Annotated in this window: 20 protein-coding genes and 1 tRNA gene; 17 read left to right on the forward strand and 4 right to left on the reverse strand. The window is 54.1% G+C overall.

The annotated features are described in order from the left end of the window. Positions 1-30: 30 nt before the first annotated feature. From rnhA to nudC, 3 genes are read left to right on the forward strand one after another with little or no spacing between them, the layout of a single operon-like run. Positions 31-501 carry a ribonuclease HI gene (rnhA, locus tag B0H98_RS04905; protein WP_106373959.1) on the forward strand — a complete coding sequence of 157 codons (471 nt, stop codon included), beginning with the start codon at positions 31-33 and terminating at the stop codon, positions 499-501. Then, a complete protein-coding gene (gene dnaQ, locus B0H98_RS04910; protein WP_106373960.1) occupies positions 501-1,238 on the forward strand; it encodes a DNA polymerase III subunit epsilon in 738 nt (245 codons plus the stop codon). Before rnhA ends, dnaQ begins: the two co-directional genes overlap by 1 nt. Beyond that, positions 1,231-2,010 (forward strand): NAD(+) diphosphatase, encoded by a 780-nt coding sequence (gene nudC, locus B0H98_RS04915; protein ID WP_106373961.1) that lies wholly within the window; start codon positions 1,231-1,233, stop codon positions 2,008-2,010. Before dnaQ ends, nudC begins: the two co-directional genes overlap by 8 nt. A gap of 30 nt (positions 2,011-2,040) precedes the next feature. On the opposite strand, the gene B0H98_RS04920 is transcribed toward nudC, so the two are convergent. Further along, positions 2,041-2,349, reverse strand: coding sequence for an SCP2 sterol-binding domain-containing protein (locus B0H98_RS04920; RefSeq protein WP_106373962.1), 309 nt, complete (start codon positions 2,347-2,349; stop codon positions 2,041-2,043). A 148-nt stretch (positions 2,350-2,497) separates the two neighbouring features. On the opposite strand from B0H98_RS04920, the gene sohB reads away from it, so the two are divergent. After that, positions 2,498-3,541: a protease SohB gene (sohB, locus tag B0H98_RS04925; protein ID WP_106373963.1), complete on the forward strand. Its 1,044-nt coding sequence runs from the start codon at positions 2,498-2,500 to the stop codon at positions 3,539-3,541. A gap of 22 nt (positions 3,542-3,563) precedes the next feature. On the opposite strand, the gene B0H98_RS04930 is transcribed toward sohB, so the two are convergent. Then, a complete protein-coding gene (locus B0H98_RS04930; protein ID WP_106373964.1) occupies positions 3,564-3,884 on the reverse strand; it encodes an ArsR/SmtB family transcription factor in 321 nt (106 codons plus the stop codon). A 372-nt stretch (positions 3,885-4,256) separates the two neighbouring features. Here B0H98_RS04930 and B0H98_RS04935 point away from each other — a divergent pair, with 372 nt between their 5' ends. The 3 genes from B0H98_RS04935 to B0H98_RS04945 all read left to right on the forward strand — a co-directional run bounded on the left by B0H98_RS04935 (position 4,257) and on the right by B0H98_RS04945 (position 7,822). Beyond that, positions 4,257-6,164, forward strand: coding sequence for a propionyl-CoA synthetase (locus tag B0H98_RS04935; protein WP_106373965.1), 1,908 nt, complete (start codon positions 4,257-4,259; stop codon positions 6,162-6,164). Positions 6,165-6,280: 116 nt separating this feature from the next. Then, positions 6,281-6,949, forward strand: coding sequence for a 7-cyano-7-deazaguanine/7-aminomethyl-7-deazaguanine transporter (locus B0H98_RS04940; RefSeq protein WP_106373966.1), 669 nt, complete (start codon positions 6,281-6,283; stop codon positions 6,947-6,949). A gap of 66 nt (positions 6,950-7,015) precedes the next feature. Further along, positions 7,016-7,822 (forward strand): alpha/beta fold hydrolase, encoded by an 807-nt coding sequence (locus B0H98_RS04945; protein WP_106373967.1) that lies wholly within the window; start codon positions 7,016-7,018, stop codon positions 7,820-7,822. Positions 7,823-7,832: 10 nt separating this feature from the next. On the opposite strand, the gene B0H98_RS04950 is transcribed toward B0H98_RS04945, so the two are convergent. Beyond that, positions 7,833-9,224: a 3'-5' exonuclease family protein gene (locus B0H98_RS04950; protein ID WP_106373968.1), complete on the reverse strand. Its 1,392-nt coding sequence runs from the start codon at positions 9,222-9,224 to the stop codon at positions 7,833-7,835. A gap of 25 nt (positions 9,225-9,249) precedes the next feature. Then, positions 9,250-10,254: an ABC transporter substrate-binding protein gene (locus B0H98_RS04955; RefSeq protein WP_244182968.1), complete on the reverse strand. Its 1,005-nt coding sequence runs from the start codon at positions 10,252-10,254 to the stop codon at positions 9,250-9,252. Between the two features lie 276 nt (positions 10,255-10,530). Between B0H98_RS04955 and B0H98_RS04960 the strand changes: the two genes are divergently transcribed. The 10 genes from B0H98_RS04960 (at position 10,531) to B0H98_RS05000 (ending at position 24,635) form a co-directional block, all read left to right on the forward strand. Further along, a complete protein-coding gene (locus B0H98_RS04960) occupies positions 10,531-12,237 on the forward strand; it encodes a potassium/proton antiporter (RefSeq protein ID WP_106373970.1) in 1,707 nt (568 codons plus the stop codon). A gap of 58 nt (positions 12,238-12,295) precedes the next feature. Then, a tRNA-Ser gene (locus tag B0H98_RS04965) sits at positions 12,296-12,386 on the forward strand. 502 nt (positions 12,387-12,888) lie between these two features. Then, complete coding sequence (locus B0H98_RS04970) at positions 12,889-14,076, forward strand: SIR2 family protein (protein WP_106373971.1); 1,188 nt, start codon at positions 12,889-12,891, stop codon at positions 14,074-14,076. Next, a complete protein-coding gene (locus B0H98_RS04975; RefSeq protein ID WP_106373972.1) occupies positions 14,073-15,848 on the forward strand; it encodes an ATP-binding protein in 1,776 nt (591 codons plus the stop codon). Before B0H98_RS04970 ends, B0H98_RS04975 begins: the two co-directional genes overlap by 4 nt. A gap of 99 nt (positions 15,849-15,947) precedes the next feature. Next, positions 15,948-16,136: a GNAT family N-acetyltransferase gene (locus B0H98_RS17300; RefSeq protein ID WP_422822142.1), complete on the forward strand. Its 189-nt coding sequence runs from the start codon at positions 15,948-15,950 to the stop codon at positions 16,134-16,136. A gap of 219 nt (positions 16,137-16,355) precedes the next feature. Then, the gene (locus B0H98_RS04980) at positions 16,356-16,940 is read left to right on the forward strand and encodes a hypothetical protein (protein ID WP_106373973.1); all 585 of its coding nucleotides are present in this window, start codon (positions 16,356-16,358) and stop codon (positions 16,938-16,940) included. A gap of 543 nt (positions 16,941-17,483) precedes the next feature. Next, positions 17,484-19,046: a DUF3987 domain-containing protein gene (locus B0H98_RS17035; RefSeq protein WP_208623582.1), complete on the forward strand. Its 1,563-nt coding sequence runs from the start codon at positions 17,484-17,486 to the stop codon at positions 19,044-19,046. Positions 19,047-19,275: 229 nt separating this feature from the next. Continuing rightward, positions 19,276-22,593, forward strand: a complete 3,318-nt coding sequence (locus B0H98_RS04990) for a helicase-related protein (RefSeq protein WP_106373974.1) — start codon at positions 19,276-19,278, stop codon at positions 22,591-22,593. Between the two features lie 31 nt (positions 22,594-22,624). Further along, positions 22,625-24,043 carry an AAA family ATPase gene (locus B0H98_RS04995; RefSeq protein WP_106373975.1) on the forward strand — a complete coding sequence of 473 codons (1,419 nt, stop codon included), beginning with the start codon at positions 22,625-22,627 and terminating at the stop codon, positions 24,041-24,043. Continuing rightward, positions 24,036-24,635 carry a retron system putative HNH endonuclease gene (locus B0H98_RS05000; RefSeq protein WP_106373976.1) on the forward strand — a complete coding sequence of 200 codons (600 nt, stop codon included), beginning with the start codon at positions 24,036-24,038 and terminating at the stop codon, positions 24,633-24,635. The genes B0H98_RS04995 and B0H98_RS05000 overlap by 8 nt, the downstream gene beginning before the upstream one ends. The last annotated feature ends 2 nt before the right edge of the window (positions 24,636-24,637 follow it).

The following is a 24,637-nucleotide window of genomic DNA, read 5'->3' on the forward strand; positions in this document are numbered from 1 at the left end:
GCCAATGCCCGTTGATAAAGGATAGTAAGTGTGAGTAATCAAGCTGCCGAGCGGCTACCGCAAGTGACGGTATATACCGATGGCGCATGCCGGGGCAACCCGGGCCCCGGAGGGTGGGGCGTTGTCCTTTCAAGCGGCCAGCATGAAAAGACCCTCAAGGGGTATGAAGCCGATACCACGAATAACCGCATGGAATTGATGGCCGCCATCATGGCTCTTCGCACGCTGAACAAGCCCTGCGAAATAGCGCTATGGACCGACTCCCAGTACGTTCGTCAGGGCATTACCCAGTGGATTCACAACTGGGTGAAGCGGGGCTGGAAAACCGCCGCCAGGCAGCCGGTCAAGAATGCCGAGCTGTGGAAGGCCCTGCACGAAGAGACCCACCGCCACAAGGTGGCCTGGCACTGGGTAAAAGGGCATAGCGGCCATCCCGGCAACGAGCGCGCCGATGCGCTCGCCAATGAAGCCATTGATGAACACCAGCAGAGGAGAGCGTGATGCGCCAAGTCATCATGGATACCGAGACAACCGGTATCGACCCCAAGGATGGCCATCGCATTGTCGAGATCGGCGCGGTCGAGATGATCAACCGCCGTTTTACCGGGCGCACCTATCATCAGTACATCAACCCGGAGCGGCATATCGACGCCGAGGTCGTGGCGATCCACGGCATCGATAACGAGAAAGTCGCCAACGAGCCGGTATTTGCCCAGATAGCCGATGAGTTCTGGGCGTTTATTGAGGGCGCAGAGCTGGTCATCCATAACGCGCCCTTTGACGTAGGCTTTATCGACCATGAGCTTGGCCTGCTCAACAAGACGCGTGGCGGTGCCCCGCTTGGGCCGGTGCGCCAGCACTGCCGGGTGCTGGACACGCTGACCATGGCGCGAGCCATGCACCCAGGTCAGCGAAATAGCCTGGATGCGCTGTGCAAGCGCTACGATATCGATAACGGTCACCGGGTGTTGCACGGCGCCTTGCTAGATTCCGAGATTCTGGCCGATGTCTACCTGGCCATGACCGGCGGGCAGACGGCGCTGACACTGGATGCCGAAACCTCTTCCGAGGAGCAGGAGGACAACTCGACAAGTGAAGGGCTTTCGGTGCAACGGCTTGCGCTGACCCCCGGCCAGCTGCGCGTTATTCGGCCAACGGATGAGGAGCGCGCCGCGCATCAGGCCAAGTGTCAGGCCCATCAACTCAACTGGTTCAAGGAAAGCAGTAACGATGCTTAGGCGTGAAATTCCCCATCACGTGCGCGAAGGGCGGGTGATAGTGCTTTCCCGAAGCCGACTTGCGCCTGCGCCGCTCTCGGCAGATGAACCGCTGACGCCGCTTCAGCCCCATCAGCCCTGGACAGCGCAGATGCAGCCGCTGTGTTACTGGGACGATGAGCCCGTGGCCCTGCGCCTCGAGAAAGAGCCGAATGAGGAATGGATCGATGGGCGCCAGTGGATGGCGGAGCTTCCCGCCAGCTGGTTCAGTTTGCTGTCTACCGCGTTGCAGGTAGGCGCATGGCTTGAAAACCACCGTTTCTGCGGGCGCTGCGGGGCACCGGCCACCAAGCTTGAAGCCGAGTTCGCCATGCACTGCCATGCCTGCGGGCATCGCAACTATCCGCGCATTTCACCGTGCATCATTACGCTGGTGACCAGTGGTGAAGCGATGCTGCTGGCGCGCAGTCCGCGGTTTCCACCGGGGCGCTACTCGACGCTGGCGGGGTTTATCGAGCCTGGGGAATCAGCGGAGGAAGCCGTACACCGTGAGGTTTTCGAAGAGGTAGGCGTGCATATCGACCAGCTGCGCTATCACCAGAGTCAGGCCTGGCCGTTTCCGCACTCGCTGATGCTGGGTTTCTTTGCTGAAGCCACCACCAAGCGGATTCGGATCGATGGTGTGGAGATCAGCGATGCGGCGTGGTTTTCACCGCGCCAGCTGCCGTCTCTGCCTCCGCCGTACTCGATTTCACGCGAGCTGATCGAAGCGCATCTGGCCCGCCTGAGCTGAACACGGCGGACCAGCACAAAAAAGAGTAAATCAGTTGGGGAACAGGCTGGTCAGCTTGGTGGCCAGCATGACGTTGCCGGTGGCTTTCAGCTTGCCGGTCATGAAGGCGGTCATGCCGTTGATTTCGCCGCTCATGATGCCTTTGAGCGTATCGGTGCTCATGCTCAGGCTGACCGACGGGTCATCGTGCTCGCCTTCGTGCACATCCAGGCTGCCATCATCGATGACCAGGTAATGACTACCAGCGTCGGAGAAGTGGAACTGAAATATTTCATGCATTCCCTTGGCAGCGTCAGGGTTAAAACGGGCCTGCAACTTTTCAAGCGTAGTGTTCGACATACGATTATCTCCATGGGTGTTAAAAGGCGTATAAGTAGGGTTCGATAACCTTGAGAATGTAGCTGAGCGTATTTCAAACAAGTGTTTTAATCAAGCGGTGTTACCCGGTGGCAATCGCAAGGTCTGATCTTTTCATAGGAGAGTGTACGTGAGTGAATGGATAGCGGAAATGGGCACGTTCCTGTTGCAGACCACTATCGTGATGGTTCTGCTGGGGCTGGTGGCACTTTTAATGCTGCGGAGCAAGGGGACTCAAGGGAGTGACCTCAAGCTGTATATCGAACCTCTCAATGAGCAGCGCCTTGCGCGCAAACGGCGCTTGAAAGCCGCCGCCAGTGAGCCCGGGGCGCGCAAGCAGCTGATCAAGACGTTTCGGCGTGAGGACAAGAAGCGCCAGAAAGCTGCGAAGCAAGGAGATAGCGTGCCCTCAAAACCGCGCGTGTGGGTGCTGGATTTTCAAGGTGATTTGAAAGCGTCGCAGACCGAGCACTTCGGGCAGGAAATCTCGGCGATCATTGATGTCGCCACTGCTGAGGATGAGGTGGTCGTGCGTCTTGAGTCCGCCGGCGGTCTCGTACACGCCTATGGTCTTGCCGCCGCACAGCTTGATCGGTTACGTAGCGCGGGGCTTACTACCACCGTATGTATCGACAAGGTAGCGGCCAGCGGCGGTTACATGATGGCCTGTACGGCGCAGCACGTTAAGGCAGCACCCTTTGCGGTCATTGGCTCGATTGGCGTTGTTGCCCAGGTGCCCAACGTGCATCGCCTGCTCAAACGGCATGATATCGATGTCGAGCTGCTCACAGCGGGTAAATACAAACGCACGCTGACCGTCATGGGTGAAAACACCGAAGAGGGACGGGCAAAGTTTCTGGACGATCTGGAAAACACGCATCAGCTGTTCAAGCGCTACGTAAGCGACCACCGCCCGCAGATGGATATCGATACGCTCGCCACTGGCGAGATATGGTACGGCAGCGAAGCGGTGTCCAATCAGTTGATCGACAGCCTGGGTACCAGCGAGGCATACCTGGTGGAGCGCATGGCCGAAGCCAAGGTGTACAGCGTCAAGCTCGAGCGCCCCAAGACCATGGGGCGCCGGTTGGGTCTGGCAGTCTCCAGCGGCGTGGAGAGCGCCATGCTCAAGGCCTTGAGTGTGCTGGAAGCGTCTAGCTGGCAGCGCCGCTGAGCTTCCAGGTGTGACTCCATGTTCAGGGCGTGTAGTGCTGCGCCAGGGTGTTCAATATCGCCTTGGCGCTTTCACTGCTCAATGAATAGTAGATGGTCTGTGATTCTCGCCGCGTATTGACCAGCGCATCGCGACGCAGGATGGCCAGGTGCTGGGAAAGCGCTGACTGGCTCAACGATAGCTGGTGGTTGATTTGCGTGACGGAAAGCTCTTTTTCCGCCAGCAAGCAAAGAATTTGCAGTCGTTTCTCATTGGCTAGCGCCTTCAGCAGGTTTGTGCCCGCCTCCAGAGCCTGACCATTGTTTTCAAGCAGGCGTGCAGCAGCGCTTGAGGACGCAGACATGACAATCTCCTTGCCTACACTGTTTGAATAGTTGTTATGGCAGCTTTTAAAAGCTTCGTTTTTATAAATTACGTTTTTATGATTCAGGTTTTTATAATTTATCGTCAGTTATCGTCGCGGCGAAGATTATTAAATCAATGATCAGTAATTTAGCGAATTTTGTCCAAGAAATTGTTTAACGGTTAATCAATGGTAAGCACCGGTAAAAAACGCGAAATGCTGCTTTTTTGTCGCTAACGGGTACTTTTGTCCGACATTTAGACAATGGTAGCAGGGCGGGTCAGGCGTATACTTTATAGAGTATCCGAAAGGAAAGATCGAAGGTTGATTCACTATTCCCTGTAACAATGAATACAACGATAAAGGGCTGCCATGAACCGCTATTCAGATGCCTACCGTCAAGCCACCGAGCAGCCTGAAGTATTCTGGGCGGAACAGGCCAGGCGCCTGCCTTGGTATACTCCACCAACTCAGGTACTCAGCTACGATGATCAACAGCATGCGCGCTGGTTCAGCGATGGCGAGTTCAATATCTGCTACGCCGCGCTGGACCATCATGTAGCGCAGGGGCGGGCGGAACAGCCTGCTATCTATTGGGACTCACCGGTTACCCAGTCCAGGCGAACGCTGACCTACCGCGAATTGCGCGATCAGGTAGCCCACTTTGCCGGTGCGTTGGCAGGCCTGGGTGTCAGGAAGGGCGATCGCGTGGTGATATACATGCCCATGATTCCCGAAGCGCTGGTCGCCATGTACGCCTGTGCAAGGTTGGGTGCCATCCACTCTGTGGTATTCGGCGGATTTGCCCCGCACGAGCTTGCCATGCGCATCGAGGATGCAGAACCCACCGTTGTGGTCGCGGCTTCCTGCGGTATCGAAGTCGACAAGGTGGTTCCCTACAAGCCGATTATCGATCAGGCGCTTACCCAGAGTCGCCATCAGCCCGACGCCTGTGTGATCTTTCAGCGCGATTTACACCCGGCCATCTTGGGTGCGCGTGATCATGACTGGGGCGAACTGGTCGCCAATGCTCCTTTCGCTGAATGCGTGCCGGTCAAGGGCTCGGATCCGCTGTATATCCTTTACACCTCCGGAACTACCGGCAAGCCCAAAGGCGTCATGCGTGATACCGCCGGGTATGCCGTGGCGCTTGCCTACTCGATGCAGACCATTTACGCCATGAACCCGGGTGAGGTGATGTGTACCGCCTCGGATGTCGGCTGGGTGGTGGGTCATTCGTATATTGTTTATGGCCCGTTGCTGCATGGCTGCACCAGCGTGGTGTATGAAGGTAAACCCGTGAATACACCGGATGCCGGCAGCTTCTGGCGCTTGATCGAAACCTACCGGGTGACGAGTTTCTTTACCGCGCCGACGGCGTTTCGAGCTGTCAAGAAGGCCGACCCGGAGGCCCGGCTGCTTGGCGAATACGATATCAGCAGCCTGAAACATCTGTATGTGGCCGGCGAGCGGCTCGATCCACCAACCTTCCATTGGTTGGATGACCTGCTTGATGTGCCGGTGATCGACCACTGGTGGCAAACCGAGACCGGCTGGCCGATTGCAGCCAATCAGCCAGGGCTTGAGGCAATGCCGATCAAGGCGGGGTCTGCGAGTCTGCCGGTGCCCGGCTTCAACGTGCAGGTGCTTGACCGTGAAGGTGAGCAGGCAGCCCCCATGGAACAGGGCAGCGTGGTGATCAGGCAGCCGCTGCCGCCTGGGTGCCTGACCGGCATCTGGCGCGATCCGCAACGTTTTCACAGTGCCTACATGGCCGCGTTTCCGGGTTACTACCTGACCGGTGACGGTGGCTATTTCGATGAAACGGGCTACCTGTTCATCATGGGGCGTACCGATGATGTGATCAACGTGGCCGGGCACCGGCTTTCTACTGGTGAAATGGAGGAAGTGGTGGGCGGGCACCCGGCCGTGGCCGAGTGCGCGGTCATCGGTATCCATGATGCGCTCAAGGGACAGGTCCCCCTTGGCCTGGTGATTCCCAAGGATGACTTCAGCGGTGATGAGCTGACGCTTGAAAACGAGTTGATCGCTCGGGTGCGCGAGACCATTGGCCCTATCGCGTGCTTCAAGCAGGTGCTGGTGGTGAACCGTTTGCCCAAGACACGCTCGGGAAAGATACTGCGCAAGCTTCTGCGTAACATGGCCGATGGCAAGGCGTTTGGCATTCCCTCGACCATTGATGATCCGACAAGCCTTGAAGAGGTGCACGCCATCATGTGTGACCGCGCGGTAGGTTCAGCATTGATCCGGCACGCTTGAAATAGCGTGCGCTTTTATTGCACTCGAGAACGCGTATAATGCGCGCCCAGCAGCGCCATGCGCTTTCTTATGAGGGTTCCCTAACCCCTCCTGGCTTGAAAAAAAGGTCTTCCTGAATGTTTGCATTAACTCCTGCCCAGCACCGCCGTTGCCTGATGGTGATGGTGGCGTTTCATATCGGCATCATTGCCGCCAGTAACTACCTCGTACAGCTTCCCTTTACGCTTTTCGGGTTTCATACCACCTGGGGGGCGTTCAGCTTTCCGTTCATCTTCCTGGCGACTGACCTGACGGTCCGGTTATTCGGCAAGGGGCCTGCCCGTGCCATTATCCTGCGCGTCATGCTGCCGGCGCTTGTGGTGTCCTACGTCGTGTCCGTAGTGTTTCCGCGCGGCAGTTTCGCGGGAATCGAGGCGCTGGGTGAATGGAATCTGTTTGTGGCGCGTATTGCGCTGGCAAGTTTTCTTGCCTACGTGATTGGACAGCTTCTGGATGTACAGGTATTTGACCGCCTTCGCCAGCTGGCCTGGTGGGTAGCGCCGGTGTGCTCGACGGTATTGGGTAACCTTGCCGATACCTTCGCCTTCTTCTGGACGGCTTTTCACAATAGCCCCGACCCTTTCATGGCCGCCCACTGGATGGAAATTGCCGCCGTTGACTACGCCATCAAACTGGCCATCAGCTTGTTGTTCTTTCTTCCTTTGTATGGCCTGCTGCTCGCCTGGCTGACGCGCCGCCTGGTGGTCTGGACAGGGCGCGCCGACCTTGCGCCGCGCACAGCGTAGGCCCTGTCTGAAAAGTGCCTGCATGAACGCCTTTTACCCCGGATTTACAACGCTTAGGAAATCGACATGACCGATGCCGAAACGCTAGATCTGCACTTTCTGGACATGGCCTGCGAAGCGCAGCGCGAGGCCACACCGCTGGTCGTGATTCACGGTCTGATGGGCAGCGCTGATAACTGGCGCTCTCACTTGAAAGTCTGGCAGCGTACGCGGCGGGTCATTGCAGTCGATTTGCGCAACCACGGCCGCTCACCGCACGGTGATGACATGCGCTACGCCACCATGAGCCAGGATGTGCTGGCCCTGATGGACAGGCTTTCCATCACACAGGCGCACATTCTGGGGCACTCCATGGGCGGCAAGGTGGCAATCAGCCTGGCGCGATTGGCGCCGGAGCGCGTGGTATCGCTGATGGTAGGCGATATTGCTCCGGTCACCTACCGGCATGGGCACGACGACGTCTTTGCAGCGCTTGAGCGGGTAAGAGAAGGCACACCCAAGAACCGCCGCGAAGCCGACGACCTGCTGGCCGAGCACGTGGATGCTCGCCCAACGCGTCTGTTTCTGGCCACGAACCTGGTGCGTAACGATGACGGCGTGATGGGGCTTCGGGTGGGGCTTGACGAAATCAAGCGCGGCTATAGCGATATCATCGGCCCGCCCGCCGGCGAGGTGCCTTTTGAAGGCCCGACGCTGGTACTTCGCGGTTCAGAGTCCCACTACGTGACCGATGACATGCTGCCTGCCCTGCGTGAGGTACTGCCCAAGGCGCGGGTAGTGACGCTCAAACAGGCTGGGCACTGGCTGCATGCCGAGCAGCCCGAAGCGTTCCAACAGGCGGTGGACGCCTTTATCGCGCATCATGACCGCTGAGGCGCGCCCCTCAAAGCGCCTTGATGCTAAGGCCATGCGCTTCAGGCGTGCGTAGAAAACGGTTGAGAATGCGGTAGCTATCCACATCGAACGCCGGGGCTGCGGCGTGGGTCAAGCGTTGGGCTTTCCTGAGCGTCTCGGCGCTGCCCAGATAGCACCAGTGATCGACCACGTGCCAGGCCCGCCGGCCTTGTGCGCTGGGTCCTTCCTGAATGGCAATACGCCCAGGCCACGGCCAGGCCTTGATCTGTAGCTGCGCCAGTGCTTCCTGAGCGCGCGCCGTGTGGGTTGCCAGGCTCTCCTTGCCATCACAGGCGCCCAGACATTTACCCAGCTGGCTTGCAAAGCAGCGGCCTTTCCCCTTGGTCAGCCCGAGCACCTGGGGGCAGAGCCTATGCTCTTCTGCGATAGTGCGCAGCGCCTCCTTGGCATCCTTGGCACTTCGAAATAACCCGTAAAGCGTCCCTTCCGGCGGCTTCGTAAGCGCGTCGCCGCTGGCAAGCGCAGGCTGGTTAGCCCCTGCCGGCCAGTGCCAGGTCGTGAGCTTGCGCTGCTTGCGAAGCTGGCGGTTCATGATCGGCATCAGAGATTTGACCAGCTGTGCCTCACGCAGCTGGGCGCCCAGGTCGCCGGCGGTTTCTTCCCACTCGATATGATGAATCTGCTGGGCAAGGCGCATGGCCTTGTTGTCCTGATAGTCGCGCTGAAAGTGGCTGAGCACGCGGCGGCGCAAATTGACGCTCTTGCCTACGTAAAGGGGTAGCCGGTTATGCCCGTAGAAGAAATAGACGCCCGGGGATTCGGGGAGATCCGCAAGCTTGTGGCTATCCAGGTGCGCAGGTAGCGTGCGATGGCGCTTCTCTTCGGCAAGCGCGCCTTGCCACGTTTCATCACTGTGCTGGGCTTGCCACGCCTGCCACAGGGCCCACAGCGCTTGTACGTCATCATCGGCGCGGTGTGCACGGGCCCGGGGTATGGCATAGCGCTCAAGCAGCGCTTTAAGGTTGTGCTGAGGCTCGTGAGGGGCAAGCCTGCGTGAAAGGCGCAGCGTGCAGATGATGCGAGCCTGGTAGTCGTGGCCCGAGCGAGTGAAAGCGTTGCGCAGAAAGCTGTAATCAAACCGCGCATTGTGAGCGACCAGCGTATGGGAAGGGCCCAGCCACTCGCGCAGCGACTCGGCAATCTCTTCAAAGCGCGGGGCGCCTTCCACCATGGCATCATCAATACCCGTCAGCTGGCGGATATTGGCCGGCACACGAATCTCCGGGTGAATCAGGCTGGACCAGCGATCAACCGGCTTACCGTCAATGACTTTAAGCGCCGCGATCTCGGTAATGCGGTCCCGCGTTGCGCGCGTGCCGGTAGTTTCCAGATCGATAAAGATCAGCGGTGCCTGAGTCATGGTGCTCCCGTGTTGAAAGATGGCATCAAGGGGTAAAAAGATCGACGGCCACGCGTGAGACGGGCAGGACCGCGTCGGTTAGGCCTTTGTGAAGCAGATAAGTTTCGAAAGCGCCGTAGCGGCGAGTATCCAGCGCGGCCGGGCTAAGCGCCATGCGCCGCTGGATATCCGGCCAGGCGGCCACGTTGGAGGCGTTATCCAGAATAGGGTGGGTCTCTACCAGAAGCGTCCAGGCCGCTTCCGGATTATTCACGATCCAGTCGCTGGCTTCTTCCACAGCGATGATGACCCGCGACCAGGTCTCGCCGTGCTTTGCCAGTGAGTTGCTATTGGCAATCATCACCAAGCCGTCGTGGCGAGGTACGCCCAGCTCAGCGTAGTGCAAGGTATGCGTGGCAATGCCGTTGGCAGCGAGCGCCTGAGGCAGGGAGTGATAAAAGCCATCGGCAATGGCATCGATATCGCCGCCGTCCATGGCGCTGACAGCGTTGAAATGAACGCTTTGCGGCGTTAGAAAGCCGTCGGTCTGGCGTACCGAACGCGGCACCAGCTCGCGTATCAGAATATCGGCCCCTTCCTGAGTAGAGTAGCCGTAATGCAGACCGGCCAGATGCGTGGCGTTTTCCGGCTGCGCGGTCCCTTTCACAATGACGGCGGTCAAGGGGGTTTCGATCAGCGTGGCAACACGGGTAATCGGCGCGCCGTGGTGAGCAAACAGATGCAGAAGTGGCTGACGCGTTAGCGCCAGATCCACTTCGCCGGCAGACAGCAGCTTGATGGCTACCGAAGGGTCGGCCGGGGTTTGCAGTTCTACATCCAGCCCCTGGGCGATAAACAGTCCACGCTCCTTGGCGACTATCAGCGCGGCGTGTTGAGGGCTTAGATACCAATCCAGCATCAGCGAGACGCTTCTCAAGGGGGGCGGCTCAAGCGGTGGGGGGAGCGCCAGTGCGGTAGAAGGCGCTTCCTCGATCTCTTCGTCAGCACTGGTTTGCCACAGCTCTTCGACAACTACCAGTTCACTTTCCAATGAAAGGGGAGGCTGCTCGTCCGGTGCGTCCGTATCTTGCGCGTAAGCTGATGAAAAAATAAAAAATATGCAAAATATCGTTATAAAGAAACGTAACTGCCCAACACCTGAAAGGCAACGTACCATAATCACTGACTCCTGATATCAAGTCGGCGGAGTTTAGCCGTGTCTATCCGTCCATGACTAGTCTTGGGTGCGTTGAGCGGCTGAGTTAGCGGAGTAAATTTATCGGCAGCGTGTAATAATAGTGCGGCATTGATGGTGAGATGGAGAGACATGGACGCGATCTATACGTTCTTTTTAGTAGGTGGTTCCCTGATGGCGCTTAGCATCCTTGCAAGCCGCCTTTCCTCGATGATGGGGGTCCCACTGCTGCTTATCTTCCTGGGCCTTGGGATGCTGGCCGGCGAAGAGGGTGTACTCGGGGTAGCCTTTGATGACTACTCGATGGCCTTTGCGATAGGCCATCTGGCGCTTGCCATGATTCTACTGGATGGCGGGCTGCGCACGCGGCTGAAAACCTTCAGGGTAGGTTTCAAGCCCGCGCTTTCCTTGGCCACTCTTGGTGTCTTCATTACCAGCGCCATCGTTGGCATGATCGCCATGTGGGTGTTTGATTTAACCCTTATACAGGGCCTGCTGGTTGGTGCCATTGTCGGCTCGACCGATGCCGCTGCCGTCTTTTCCATGCTGAGTGGGCGCGGGGTCAACCTCAACGAGCGGGTAGGCGCGACGCTTGAAATCGAGTCGGGCACCAACGACCCGATGGCCATCTTTCTTACCCTGATGCTGGTAGAGTTGCTGGTAGGCGATATCGGCGGGCCGCTGGAAACCCTGGCTTTCTTTGTTTCCCAATTTGGTATTGGTGTAGTGGTCGGCATTGGTGGCGGCTGGCTGAGCGCCAAGCTGCTGCGCTGGCTGGATCTCGCGCCCGGCCTTTACGCCATGCTGGCGCTGGCGCTGGGTTTCAGCGTATTCGGCTTGACCAGTGTACTGGGCGGTAGCGGCTTCCTGGCTATCTATTTGACCGGCGTCATGATTGGCAACCAGCCGGGGCGCCATCTCAACTTCATTCTGCCGGTTCATGATGGTCTGGCCTGGCTTAGCCAGATCGGCTTGTTCCTGGTGCTGGGCCTGTTGGTAACTCCCAGCCAGCTCTGGGAAGTGGCCCTACCGGCTGGCCTGGTTGCGCTGGCGCTTATCTTCATCGCCCGTCCGCTTGCCGTGCTGATTACCATCAAGCCGTTCTTCAAGTTCCGCTGGCGCGAAACCTTCTTCATTGCCTGGGTAGGTTTGAGAGGCGCGGTACCCATCGTGCTGGCCATTTTTCCGGTCATCGGCGGGGTCGAGAATGCGTCGCTGTACTTCAACGTGGCATTTGCCGTTGTATTGATGTCGCTGCTCATTCAGGGCGGTTCACTGACGCTGATGGCCCGCTGGCTGAAGGTAGAAGTACCGGCCGGCACCACGCCTAATCGACGAGGCCCGCTCGGGATTCTGCCGGACAATGATTTCGAGATGTTCGTTTACACGGTGGAGAACAGCGACCTCGAAGACGTACCCATCCGCCTGTTGCGCTTTCCTTCGGGGGCGCTCATCTCAGCGCTATTTCGAAACCACGCCATGCTGCATCCCAAAGGCAGCACGCGGTTGAAGCTGGGGGACGTCATTTGCGTGATAGGCCGCACCGAGGATCTCATCGCCCTCAATCGGCTGTTTAACGGCGATGCCAAGCTCAAGCAGGAGCGAGCCTTCTTCGGTACCTTCACGCTTGATGGTACCGCTCATATGAAAGATGTGGCCCAGGCCTACGGTTTGACGCTAAGCCCCGGGGAGCACGATATGACCCTAGCCGAGTTCGTCGCCCTGCGTGTAGGTGGGCATCCGGTAGTCGGGGATGACGTGGATTGGCACGGTATTCATTGGGTAGTCAGCGAGATGGAGAAGGGCACGATTACCCGCGTCGGGCTGCGGTTGTACTAATTTCTCTAGAAGGTGTTGACTTACAAGGGAATGCTGATACTATACGCACCCATAAGCCGGAGGGATGGCAGAGCGGTTGAATGCACCGGTCTTGAAAACCGGCATAGGTTAATAGCCTATCCAGGGTTCGAATCCCTGTCCCTCCGCCAAATATTACGAATAAGCCGCTGATTTCAGCGGCTTTTTTGTGTCTGCGATTTAGCTGACCCATACTGCAGCCCATACTTTGGTTTTGGCTCTCACGGAGCGGTATTGCACCTTTTTGGACGCTGCTTTTCTTTCTAAACTTCCTCTTTCTCACCTTCAGATTGCATTCCAACAAAACCTTTATGCATGCACACACATGAAGGATGACAGCCCCTTTTCCATCAGATACTGTTATCTTAAGAATTATGAGTGACCGCTATTGGCTGGTAACGATCTGAAAGGGAAATACAGTTGGGGAAATCCTATGCAAGCTTTGCAGCGAGAGAGTACCTTGGCTGCAAGTATCTGTGGCTCTGACAATTACGCTTGGGCCATCTCTATTAGGTTCAACTCATAGCGGCCCTGGTTCATCCTCGTTGGAGTGACACACCATAGACAGCATTATCATCAAATCTTAGATTCACCAAGATTGGCCTTTCAAATAAAAGTATATAGGGAATAGCGGTGATTTCTATCGGCGACATTTATAACCAAGATCTCAACTTCTTGTTCGGATCAGGAGCGTCTTCTGGGCTGCTTCCCACGCTGCAGTTGCAAGTAATGACCGGCGAAGGCGACAAACGTTACACACTGGAAGACTTGGCCACTAAGTTCGAACGTGAGGGCGACCGACGCCTGATCCCGTTATTCATGCACTATTACGCCAATTGCATCCGACCGGCGGAACAGCTCAGCCTAGAAAAGGCAGTAGCAGAGGAGCCAGGTGCCACGGTCATCAGAAATTACCGCACTTTCTTGGTCACAGCGTTGGAGATGACTAAGCGCCGCAAGGCACTCGACCGCCGCTGTAATGTGTTCACGACCAACTACGATGGTTGCTTCCCGCTCGTAGCTGATGCTTTGATCAGGGAGAGTGACATTGATTTCGTGCTCAACGACGGTGCAAGAGGTTTTACTCAACGCATCCTACAGGCCCGGAATTTTGGGGCCTATATGTGCCAATCTGGCGTATTTGGTCGATATCAGAGCAGCATCCCACAAATCAACCTGATCCACCTGCATGGGTCGGTCTACTGGAGCAAGTCGAGTGAAACTATACAGGTCGACTACAACCTGTCAGACCGAGAACCCTTGCTGGATGTAAATGCTATTGAGCTGCTGCAGCCCTTCTCTGCGGCCCTCAACAATCCGGCTTCTATGCTTGCCGATGTGCCCGACCCTGACTTTAGTGTTGAAGCGCTTAAAGCATTCTGGGCAAAATACGAGCAGATGCCCATCGTTAACCCAACTAAGTGGAAGTTCCACGAGACCGTATACGAAGAACACTACTACCAGATGCTACGACTGCTCAGCTATGAGCTGGAAAAGCCCAATGCCGTACTCATTACCTTTGGCTTTTCGTTCGCAGACGAACACATTCTCAACTTGGTCATGCGGTCGCTTTCTAACCCTCGCCTACAGGTTTTTGTGTGCTGCTTCAACAAGTCGGAGCAAGTAGCGATGGAAGAGAAGTTTAAAAGCCTCCGTAACGTTAAGTGCTTGGTCTTGGAAGGCGAGGAGATGACCTTCACCGCCTTCAATGAGCAGGTGCTGGCTTGGCCGGATGCGATGACGTCAGCGCAGTTGGTATCTGGTACCGGAGAAATTACCACTGATCTAGAAACATCGGATGCGTTCGAGGATCTCGTATGAGCATCCGCGTTGGCGAAGTTATTGCGGTGCATGGTACCAAGATAGTCCTTAAGATCGACGAGCAGTCGAGCAAAGAAACTCTCTTCTACGATGGCGACAAGTACAAGGGAGTGTCGATCCGCGAGTACCTGTCAATCCAGCGTGGATTCCGGGACATAATCTGCATGGTCGAGGGGGAGTTTTTGGACGAAAGCCGGACAGAACTCCTCGACGGCAAGCAAACCTTCGTCCGAAAGGTTGAGGCAAGACCCATCGGCTACTTCGACCGATCTGGGTTCAACCAAGGCATCAAGTTTCTGCCAATGATTCAAGACGCTGCCCACCTGTTGTCCGAAGAAAGGATTAGATCCATTTTTGACCGCGAGGCCGATGGTGATTTCAAGATTGGGCAAATGCTCAAAGAGGAGATCGCAGTCGGGCTACCCTGGAAGCGCCTATTCAATAGCCACATTGGCATCTTTGGCAACACTGGCAGTGGTAAGTCCAACACGCTAGCTAATTTATACACCGTTCTATTCGACCAGAAACTGACTGTAATCACGGGCAAGAGCCGGTTCATAATCTTAGACTTTAACGGTGAGTATGGTGGCGAGCAGCTTACGTCAGCCGCTAATAAGACGCTCTACCAGCTGTCCACTATGACAAGCCCCGATCAGAATGACCCCACGTCTCGGTTCCCGTTGGCTCCAGATGAGTTCTGGGAGCTGGAGACGATGGCTCTACTCTTTCAAGCTACCACCAACACGCAACGCCCATTCCTTAGTCGTGTCATTAATGGCAAGCAGCGCTTTGGAGAAAATCCAGCTTCGTTGGCAAACTACGCCAAGGCCAAATTCAGGCAGTCGTTCTGCGCTGGCGAAGTCAAACCCGCCACGCTAGACCTGATGCGCACAGTGGCAAAGCGGATGGGCAACCAACCATTGCAGGATCTACTGGCTGAAATCACCTTGTACCGCAATGGTCGCTTCAACTATCGCGGAGCATTTATCGATCCGAACGGTACCCAGTATGCAGTGCACATTGCGCCATCTGTGGAGACGCTGGACGCTCAGGGGCTCGATGAATTCGACGAGCTTGTGCTACGTGTCAACTTACAGCTAATGTCAGACCTAAACGCAGGCTATGTTCAGTTTGAATACATCCAGCCGCTACTCAAGCGAGTTGAGTCATCATTAGCCAGCCTACGGAAAGTCCTAACGATTTCGAGAGTCCCGTCCGCCGAACAGCTACTCACGGTCATCTCGATGCGTCGTTGCAATAACGAGCTGAAGAAGATCCTACCGCTACTCTTTGCTAAGCATTACTACAACAGCCACAAGTCCGTGGTCGCTAATCCGCCGGATTGCACCATCCATCTTATCATCGACGAGGCGCACAATATTCTCTCAGACCAGTCTGCACGTGAAAGCGAAACGTGGAAAGACTATCGCCTTGAGCAGTTTGAGGAGATTATCAAAGAGGGGAGGAAGTTCGGCATGTTTATCACCATTGCCAGTCAGCGACCGGCCGACATATCGTCGACAATTGTCTCGCAAATACACAACTTCTTTATCCACCGGCTAGTGAACGACCGGGACCTCTATCTGATCGACAACACTATTTCCACATTAGATTCGCTGTCCCGGAGCCACATACCTAGCTTGTCGCAAGGGTGTTGTGTGGTGACCGGTACCGCCTTTGAGCTGCCGATGCTGATTCAAGTTGACAGGCTGCTCGGTAATAAGCAGCCAGCCAGCGAAGACGTCGATCTGGAAAGGCTCTGGAGCGAGTAGCAGTCGCGTATTGAGAGCGTAACACGGCCCTCTCACAACCTTTACCGGATATTGGCATTGAGCAAATGAACTCCTACATTTATTGACCGTTATATCTTTATTGCAATGTCAGGATGTCAGCTTGTTGGTTCGGCGGCGCTAGTACAGAACGGTATGGGCACAAAGCTGGATTTATCCTCTTGGTTAGCAGCCGTTTATGTAAAAGACGGCTTCAGGCATCTAGGGATAGCAACGAAATTGATTGCTCGGTGTGAAGAGAAGGTAGTTCGCTCAGGTGCTAACGCCTAGTACCTCTACACCGAGTTTGCGTCGAGACTTTATGAGAAGCTCAGCGGGCGTCACATGGAGCGATGCGAATACAAGGAAGTGACAGTCGACGTCATGTGCAAACAGCTCCGCTCTTAACAAACGCAGGCACGGCGACGGCCTTTTCATTGCGGCTGCGCCTCCACTACAAGCCGCGCGTGCTGCGGGCGTTGGGCCACGGTAAACGAAAGCAGGCGGAAAGTGATAAATCTGACTTACTTGGGAAAAATAGAAGACGCCTTCAAGAAGCGCGGCTACGGATATCAATGGCACGTGATGTCTGGGTACATCATCGAGCAAACCTTAGGATTGGACTGGTACCGGAAGAACGGCGCCCTTGGAGGCCGCCGTGCCCCTCCGTTTGACCAGAGTATGAAAGAAGAGGTACTAGCGCTCGACAATTACCTTAACTTTTTTCGACTCGGGCACATGCTGTTTCTCCTAAGGGACACACCGGGGTTCGAGCAACTCTTGGCGGACTTGTCGCGTCGCGAGTTTGAGCCAGTCTTCTTTGAGCTGCACGCTGCAGCCCTGCTGGTGCAGAACGGTTATCCGATCCAATTTATCCGTCCCACTGGCGTCAAGGGAGAAGACTACGACTTGCGAGCGAATGTAGATGGTCAACTTGTTGCTGTTGAGGTGAAGGCGCGCCGCGCGGGACCGATAAAACACTCCCGCTCAATGAGGAACGCGCTGAAAAAGGCAAAGGAGCAGCTACCGCGGACAAGTCCGGGCGTTATATGCATCGCGATTAGTACTGAATATGACGCAGAGGAAGAAGGGTGACATGTCGAGGAGGAAATAGAAGCAATCCTCTATGAGTTTTTGTCGAAAACAAAGCGGGTGAACGGCGTCTTCGTCGTCTGGCATAGATGGGCTGGAGATCCGCTGCTGTGCATGACGGTTGTAAAGGAGTACAGAAACCATAACGCTCGGAATCACCTTTGCCGCGAATGGCTTATAAAGCCTGCGGCAGATGGCGTTCAAAACGGTTTCCCCTCCTTTATGTCGAAGGCACAACAAAGCGATTCAGCCGACACAGCAAAACCGCGCGGCTGAGCTTCAGCGTTCTATCAGAGTGTTGCCTAAAAGACCGCTCTTGGCCGAAATTGGAATACTCGTACATATGTACTATCGACCCCAATCGGACATGCTTGGGAATGCAGCAGGAGCGGAATTTTGGCTATATTGCCTAATGGAAATTAATAGCCCAAAGGGTCATAGGCTTGGGAGAATATGGAAGGTTGTATTTACTGGAAAAAGTGCCAGCATACTCATTCAATCATAAAACACGCCGTCTAATAACTGTTATATGCCATAGGAGAGATGGTGGAAACGACAAACATTGTACGTAAATTATTTGATGGTGTTGTTCCTGAAAGAGCAACAGATATTGACTCGATCACGAAAACCTATGGCCCCCAGTTTCGACTGCTCGGCGATCGAGAAGGGTTCAATTTAGATGCTGGAGGCTTCTCCGCGATTCAGTACACCAGCAGATCAACTCGCCAAATGTGGCTTTTTGGGTACGCAGGAAGGCAAGCGCTGCACTGTTATGCTTCGTTAATAGTATTGCTGAAATCATGGGGCGACACTCTCGATATCAACGAAATCAACAAAATTCCAAATCAAGCTGCAGAAGATGATGCTTTCAAAGCAATACTTGATGCTGTGAAGAAGTTGAACACTGCATTTCACGAAGATGACTTTGAATGGCCTTCGGATACACCGATGCCGGAGAAAGGGAGGCCATCAGATGCAGAGCGTGCTGCAGTGTATGATCTAACCTGCATGGCGACAGCATATGTATTTTTGCATGAGCTGAAAAAAGGCGTTACTAAACATTGCAGTGATACGGCGATTGAGGAGCTGTACGAGCATGAAAAACACAAGCCGACTCACCCGCCCAGATTGGGTATTCGTACGCTTAGCAATGTGACAACAGCGGCAGCTATTGATCTTTTTGATCGGGAAGCCGTCAAATCCACAATATTACGCTCAAGTGAAGGGGAGAAAATTTTATCGGGTCATGCAGCTCAAAAGTTATCGCTATGGAATTCGCTTTGGGGTGGCGAGCCTGTGCGAGTGGATCGTAAAACGAGTAATAGTTGTGTGGTCAACCCACGTACTACGCTTTACATACAGGCACAGCCGAGTGTGATGCAGCGATTTGTCGCAAAAGGAGGAGAAAACGCACGAGGCATAGGCTTTTTCGCAAGGACACATATTGCTTACCCAATTACGACACAGGGCATGCGATCTGTTAAACAGATAATCAAAGCACCCAACTATGAATATGATGCTTTAGTGAAGGATCTGTTTCAGCGCAACATTGAAGCTGGAAAAGTGCCCGACTTCGAGCGTTGTGTCATTCGCTTCTCTAATGACGCAAAAGGCCGATGGTTTGTGATGGCCAATGAAATTGAGCGTGAAATATGTTTCGGTGGCCGCTTTGAGGGCTTTGGAGATCATGCATCTAAGCTAGCGGATAATATTGCCAGAATGGCAGTGCTTCTGCACTGCGCCGAATTTGGTCTAAAAGGGGAGGTTTCATTAGCCACATTAAACGATGCAATACTGCTCTGTTTCTGGTTCTCTAATGAATTTGTTCGCCTATTTCGGGCACCTTCAGAAGAGCAGCGAGATTACCTATCACTACAAGACTGGTTTAACCAAAAGAGAGCCGAAGGTTATCGCTATTTGCGTAAAAACCATGTTAGGAAATATTGCCCAAATGCATTACGTGACGCAGGTAAATTAAACATCCTGCAGACCACTATGCAAAACAACGGTGAAATTAGAATGGCAGTGTTCGCCAATAAAGCCATTATCGATCTTTATCCGAACTATCAAGATGATCAGGCTTTGCTGATGTCAGTAGTAAGCTCATAACACAGAATCCCCTGGGCCATAAGGCTCGGGGGTTTTTGTTTTTGTACGGGGTATAAAAGGCTATTCACGTGCAATGTAATCTCAGGCCTTAATTAAGTGGGGAAAGTGGCGGTTTGAGAAAGTGAAGAATGCTTCATTAACCGCTTGCGTTGATATACGCTAGCAAGCCACACCATTTAACAGCACGCTTGGCACGGTTTACGGCCAAGGAGTGGTAGGAGACAAGCGCATGGAGATCATCGACAATATCAACCGGCTGTTAGGCGATGATCTGAAAGACACTCTGCAGCCTGGAGCCAAGCTCAAAATAGCGGCGTCCTGCTTCTCCATCTATGCCTTTGAAGCCCTAAAAAAAGAACTAGAAAAGGTTGAGTCTCTCGACTTCATTTTCACGTCGCCTACCTTCGTGCCTAGTGAGGCCACCGACTCGCTGCGAAAAGCTCACCGTGAGTTTTTTATCCCTAAGGCCGAACGTGAGCGCAGCCTTCATGGTAGCGAATTCGAAATACAGCTCAAGAATCAGCTGAATCAAAGGGCCATTGCCCGCGAGTGTGCCAGCTGGATACGCCGCAAAGCTAACTTCCGTTCTAATCGTGGGCAGGCTGCCATGCAGCCTTTCGCGGGTGTGCTTTCCGATACCGCTAATACGGTTTATATGCCGTTGCAAGGCTTTACCGCTGTCGATCTTGGTTACCAGCAAGGCAATGCCATTTCCAACTTTGTCACGCGGTTCAGTGACCCAGCACATACCACACAATTTATGGCGCTGTTTGACCAGCTCTGGGAAGATGAAGAGAAGCTGGAGGATGTGACCGCCGCGCTTTGCGAGCATATCGAAACCGTGTATCGAGAGAACTCGCCCGAGCGCATTTACTTTTTGATGCTTTACCACATCTTTCACGAGTACCTGGAAGACATCAGCGAAGACGTTTTACCCAATGACCGCACGGGCTACCAAGATACGGTGGTGTGGCAGAAGCTCTTCAATTTTCAGCGGGATGCAGCCACTGGCATTATCAATAAGCTAGAGACCTACAACGGCTGTATCCTGGCCGATAGCGTTGGGCTTGGTAAAACCTTCACGGCATTGGCGGTGATAAAATACTACGAGCTGCGCAATCGTGCCGTGCTGGTACTATGCCCGAAAAAGCTAGCCGATAACTGGCTGACCTATAACCGCAACCTGACCACCAACGTACTTGCTCAAGACCGGCTTAATTACGATGTGCTTTGCCACACAGACTTGCAGCGCACCAGTGGCGAATCTCTAGGCATGCCGCTAGATCGTGTCAACTGGGGCAATTACGACCTTGTGGTGATCGACGAGTCACATAATTTTCGCAACAACGACATCTATAAAGACCGGGAAACGCGTTACCAAAAGCTGATGAACCAGGTCATTCGCGCTGGTGTGAAAACCAAGGTGCTGATGCTGTCCGCGACGCCAGTCAATAATCGCTTCAACGACTTGAAGAATCAGCTGGCCCTCGCTTACGAAGGTGAATCAGAAAACCTGACGCGTCACCTCAGTGGCACCCAGGATATTGATGTTGTGTTTAGGCGTGCTCAGGCCGCTTTTAATCACTGGTCGTCTCTGCCTCCTGAAAAGCGCACTACTAGCGCTATCCTCAAGTCGCTGGATTTTGATTTCTTTGAACTGCTGGACAGTGTCACCATTGCGCGGTCACGGCGGCATATTGAAACCTTCTACGACACCAGCGAGATAGGCAGTTTTCCTAAACGTCGAAAGCCTCTGTCATTTAATTGCCCATTAACTGAACGTAAAAGTGTCCTTGATTTCAATGAGATTTTCCAACATTTGTCACAGCTTAGACTCGCTGTTTATGCGCCTATTAGCTATATCCTGCCCAGCCGTTTGAAGAAGTACGAAGCGATGTATGACACTCAGGTGTCAAGTGGTGGAGGGAGTTTCAAGCAGGCTGATAGGGAAAAGAGCTTGCAAGCCTTGATGACAACTAATTTGTTGAAGCGGCTAGAAAGCTCGGTGGCTTCCTTTCGACTGACGTTACAAGCGCTGCAAAATAGTCATCAGACGATTCTAGATAAAATCGAAGCCTTCAAGCAAAACGGCAGCACGCTACATTTTGCTGATATTGCAGCGGCTTATGAGAACGCTGATCCTGAGGATGATGACATCCCCATGCCTGACGACAGCACGGTGGGCAAGAAGATACAGATCAGCTTGAAAGACATGGATTTACCCTCGTGGGAGCATGATCTTAACAACGACTTGGTGTGGATCGAATTGCTGTTAGAACAAATGGCAAAAGTCACGCCTGAAGAAGATACCAAGCTGCAGCATCTAGGCCGTTATATTACTGACAAAATCGCGGCACCTATCAACCCAGGCAATAAGAAAATTCTCATCTTTACCGCCTTCGCGGATACGGCCAAGTACCTCTACCAACAGTTGTCCCCGACGTTATTAGAAGCGCATGGCCTTCACACTGCGCTAGTGACTGGTAGCGATGCCCCGGTTTCTACACTAGGTAATATGCCCGATAGCCGCCGCCATCACGATTTCCAAGGTTTACTCACTCTGTTTTCGCCGCACTCCAAAAGCAAAGCGCAGGTGTTTCCGAACGAGCCGCGTGAAATTGATATCCTGATCGCGACAGACTGCATCTCAGAAGGCCAGAACCTACAGGACTGCGACACCCTCATTAACTACGACATTCACTGGAACCCGGTGCGCATTATTCAGCGTTTCGGGCGAATTGACCGTATCGGCTCTCTTAACGAGACTATTCAGCTAGTTAACTACTGGCCGGACATCAGTTTAGATGAGTACATCAACCTAAAAGAGCGGGTAGAGAACCGCATGGTGATTGCCGATGTCACCGCGACGGGGGACGACAATGTACTCAATGCCCAGGCCAACGATGTTGCCTATCGGCGGGAGCAGCTGCGCCGCCTTCAAGACGAAGTCGTCGAGATGGAAGATTTGAAGTCCGGCGTCTCTATTACAGATCTGGGCCTGAACGAGTTCCGTATGGATCTGCTGGGCTATATCAAAGAGCACGGTGATTTAAGCCGTCTGCCCAATGGATTGCATAGCGTTGCACCGGCACAGCCTGACAAAGGCCTGTTTCCTGGTGTGATTTTTCTGTTGCGACACCTCACGAACTCCGGCCACAAAGCAGAAAGCGAACTTCAGCAACAGAACCGCTTACATCCTTACTACCTGGTTTATATTGGCAATGATGGCGAGGTACTGAACGATTACACTGAGGTCAAACGCCTGCTAGATTTAGCGCGCACGGCCTGCAAAGGGTATTCTGGCGCCGTAGAGTCTGCTTACCGTCCATTCAATCAGGAAACCCAGGATGGCCGTGATATGAGCGTTTATTCAGCACTGCTGGATCAAGCTATCCGCTCTATGGTGGCTGCTAAGGAAGAGCGAGAGGTAGATAGTTTGTTCGGAGGCGGGACAACTACTGCCTTAGTCGATACCATACAAGGACTTAGCGATTTTGAGTTGATGGCGTTCGTGGTGATCCGCGACGCAGCGCATCAAGCATATTAAAACGATATCGCTGCGGTTAACTGGGGGAAGGATGAAACTGAACAAAGTTGATGTCAGGAACTACCGCTGCTTTGCGTCAGTGAGCCTGTCTTTGCACCCCCAAATGACGGTGATTGTGGCGGAGAACGGTCAGGGGAAATCCACCCTGCTAGATGCGTTACGCGTTGGGCTATGGCCCTTCATCAGCAGTTTTGATCTGGCAAAGGCTTCAGGATACAGCGACCCGCAAAACGGTATTTCAGTCGCAGACGTGCGCCGTGTGATGGAGAGCAGCGTGGGGATGAAGCGTCAGTTGCCTACCATTATCGAAATGGAAGCCGATTGGGGCGAGCTTTGTTCAGTCGAGTGCGGCAACACCATGCCAGCGTCACACTGGCTTCGTTTTCGTGAAAGTGAAGCTAATCGCACCAAAACGAGAGGGGATGGTGATACCAAACAGTTGGAGAAGTGGGCCAAAGCGCTACAGGAAACGGTGCGCAAGCCAGAAGATGCTTCTCCCTTACCCGTTTTTGGTTATTACGGCACTGGGCGCTTGTGGATGCAGAAGCGCCTACTATCAGAAGCAGATCGTCGCTCAGAAAAGCAGTCTGAGAAAGACGACTTCTACGTGCGCACTTTTGCCTACCGCCACTGTATGGACCCGGCCTCATCGTTCAAATATTTTCGTGACTGGTTTATCTGGGCTTGGAAAAGTCGTACCAACACGAATGAGCGTAAGTCGGCAACATCAGCTGACCGAATCCGCGCTCATGAACGCATTGAAGCTGTTCAGCATGCTATCGACGCTATTCTTAAGCCGACCACCGGCTGGCATACATTGGAATATAGCCTGGAAGATGGCGAAACCCTGATTCTCAATCACGATAATGCAGGTTACTTATCGGTCGACCAACTAAGCGACGGCATACGGAGTGTTTTAGCAATGGTAGGAGACTTAGCCTACCGCTGTATTCGCCTGAACCCACATCTAGGGTCGGAGGCTCCGTCGAAAACAACCGGCGTTGTGTTGATCGATGAGGTAGATATGCACCTGCATCCTCGCTGGCAACAGCGGATTTTGCAGGCATTACAAACATCGTTTCCCTCTATTCAATTTGTGGTAACTACCCATAGCCCCCAAGTGATCACAACCGTGGCGCGGGAAAATCTGCGCGTGATTCACGAAGAGGACGGCCAGTTTGATGTCGTGATGCCAGATTTCAGCCCGTTAGGGCATTCGTCAGGGGATGCGCTTTCGTATGTCATGGGGGTAACGCCCACTCCCGCCATCGACAACATTAAAGAACTGGTGGCGCAAACCGAGCAGCTGATTCGTGCAGGCAAAGAGCAAACGCCAGAAGCGCAGCAAGCTATGCAAACCCTCACGGCAATGGGCTACGAATTTACTGAAGCAGAGCTTCACACTTGGCGCTTTTTGGCAGACCTGAAAAAGAGCCGTAACGATGGTTGAACTACAGCATGGCAACACAGAACCTCATGTCCTGACAGAGTTCAAGCAGCAGCACCCTGGCTTGCAGGTAATAGACTTTAAAGAGAATCAGCAGTTTCAGGCTATCAAGTACGAAATACGCTCGGCCCTTAACCTTTTGCAGCAAGGGCGCTGCGTTTACTGCGAGGCTTGGCTGAGTGATGAAGAGGGGCATATTGAGCATATAGTGCCCAAAGGTGGGCCAAATGCTCAGCCAACGCTTTGTTTCGAGTACACCAACTTTGCTCATAGCTGTTCCACGTACAACACCTGTGGGCATAGCAAACAAGCAAAAGTGTTACCCATACCACCAGGGCAGGGCTGTAATGATCACTGGACCCTAAGCACCGAAGACGGTTCTATCCAACCACTGACGGGATTGAACCGGGCACAGCGACACAAAGTGACGCAGACGCGCGATATGTTGGGGTTAAACAGGCACGCCGAGCTTGTACGTGACAGAAAAAAATGGATTGAACAATTTGAGGTAGTGGCGAAAGCACACCCAGAAGCGATAGACCAGTTTATTGGCAGTGCGCCGTATCGATACCTACTCGCCACACTGCTCCGGTAACG

The sequence above is a fragment of the Vreelandella songnenensis genome (genome assembly GCF_003002925.1).
Taxonomy (GTDB): Bacteria; Pseudomonadota; Gammaproteobacteria; order Pseudomonadales; family Halomonadaceae; genus Vreelandella; species Vreelandella songnenensis.

What these genes read in the sequence shown, in the direction of transcription:
- B0H98_RS04950 (WP_106373968.1), bottom strand. Translation starts at nt 9,224, where the DNA reads ATGACTCAGGCACCGCTGATCTTTATCGATCTGGAAACTACCGGCACG.
- B0H98_RS05000 (WP_106373976.1), top strand. Translation starts at nt 24,036, where the DNA reads ATGGTTGAACTACAGCATGGCAACACAGAACCTCATGTCCTGACAGAG.
- B0H98_RS04945 (WP_106373967.1), top strand. Translation starts at nt 7,016, where the DNA reads ATGACCGATGCCGAAACGCTAGATCTGCACTTTCTGGACATGGCCTGC.
- nudC (WP_106373961.1), top strand. Translation starts at nt 1,231, where the DNA reads ATGCTTAGGCGTGAAATTCCCCATCACGTGCGCGAAGGGCGGGTGATA.
- B0H98_RS04940 (WP_106373966.1), top strand. Translation starts at nt 6,281, where the DNA reads ATGTTTGCATTAACTCCTGCCCAGCACCGCCGTTGCCTGATGGTGATG.
- dnaQ (WP_106373960.1), top strand. Translation starts at nt 501, where the DNA reads ATGCGCCAAGTCATCATGGATACCGAGACAACCGGTATCGACCCCAAG.
- B0H98_RS04995 (WP_106373975.1), top strand. Translation starts at nt 22,625, where the DNA reads ATGAAACTGAACAAAGTTGATGTCAGGAACTACCGCTGCTTTGCGTCA.
- B0H98_RS04930 (WP_106373964.1), bottom strand. Translation starts at nt 3,884, where the DNA reads ATGTCTGCGTCCTCAAGCGCTGCTGCACGCCTGCTTGAAAACAATGGT.
- B0H98_RS04920 (WP_106373962.1), bottom strand. Translation starts at nt 2,349, where the DNA reads ATGTCGAACACTACGCTTGAAAAGTTGCAGGCCCGTTTTAACCCTGAC.
- B0H98_RS04935 (WP_106373965.1), top strand. Translation starts at nt 4,257, where the DNA reads ATGAACCGCTATTCAGATGCCTACCGTCAAGCCACCGAGCAGCCTGAA.
- B0H98_RS04990 (WP_106373974.1), top strand. Translation starts at nt 19,276, where the DNA reads ATGGAGATCATCGACAATATCAACCGGCTGTTAGGCGATGATCTGAAA.
- B0H98_RS04975 (WP_106373972.1), top strand. Translation starts at nt 14,073, where the DNA reads ATGAGCATCCGCGTTGGCGAAGTTATTGCGGTGCATGGTACCAAGATA.
- B0H98_RS04960 (WP_106373970.1), top strand. Translation starts at nt 10,531, where the DNA reads ATGGACGCGATCTATACGTTCTTTTTAGTAGGTGGTTCCCTGATGGCG.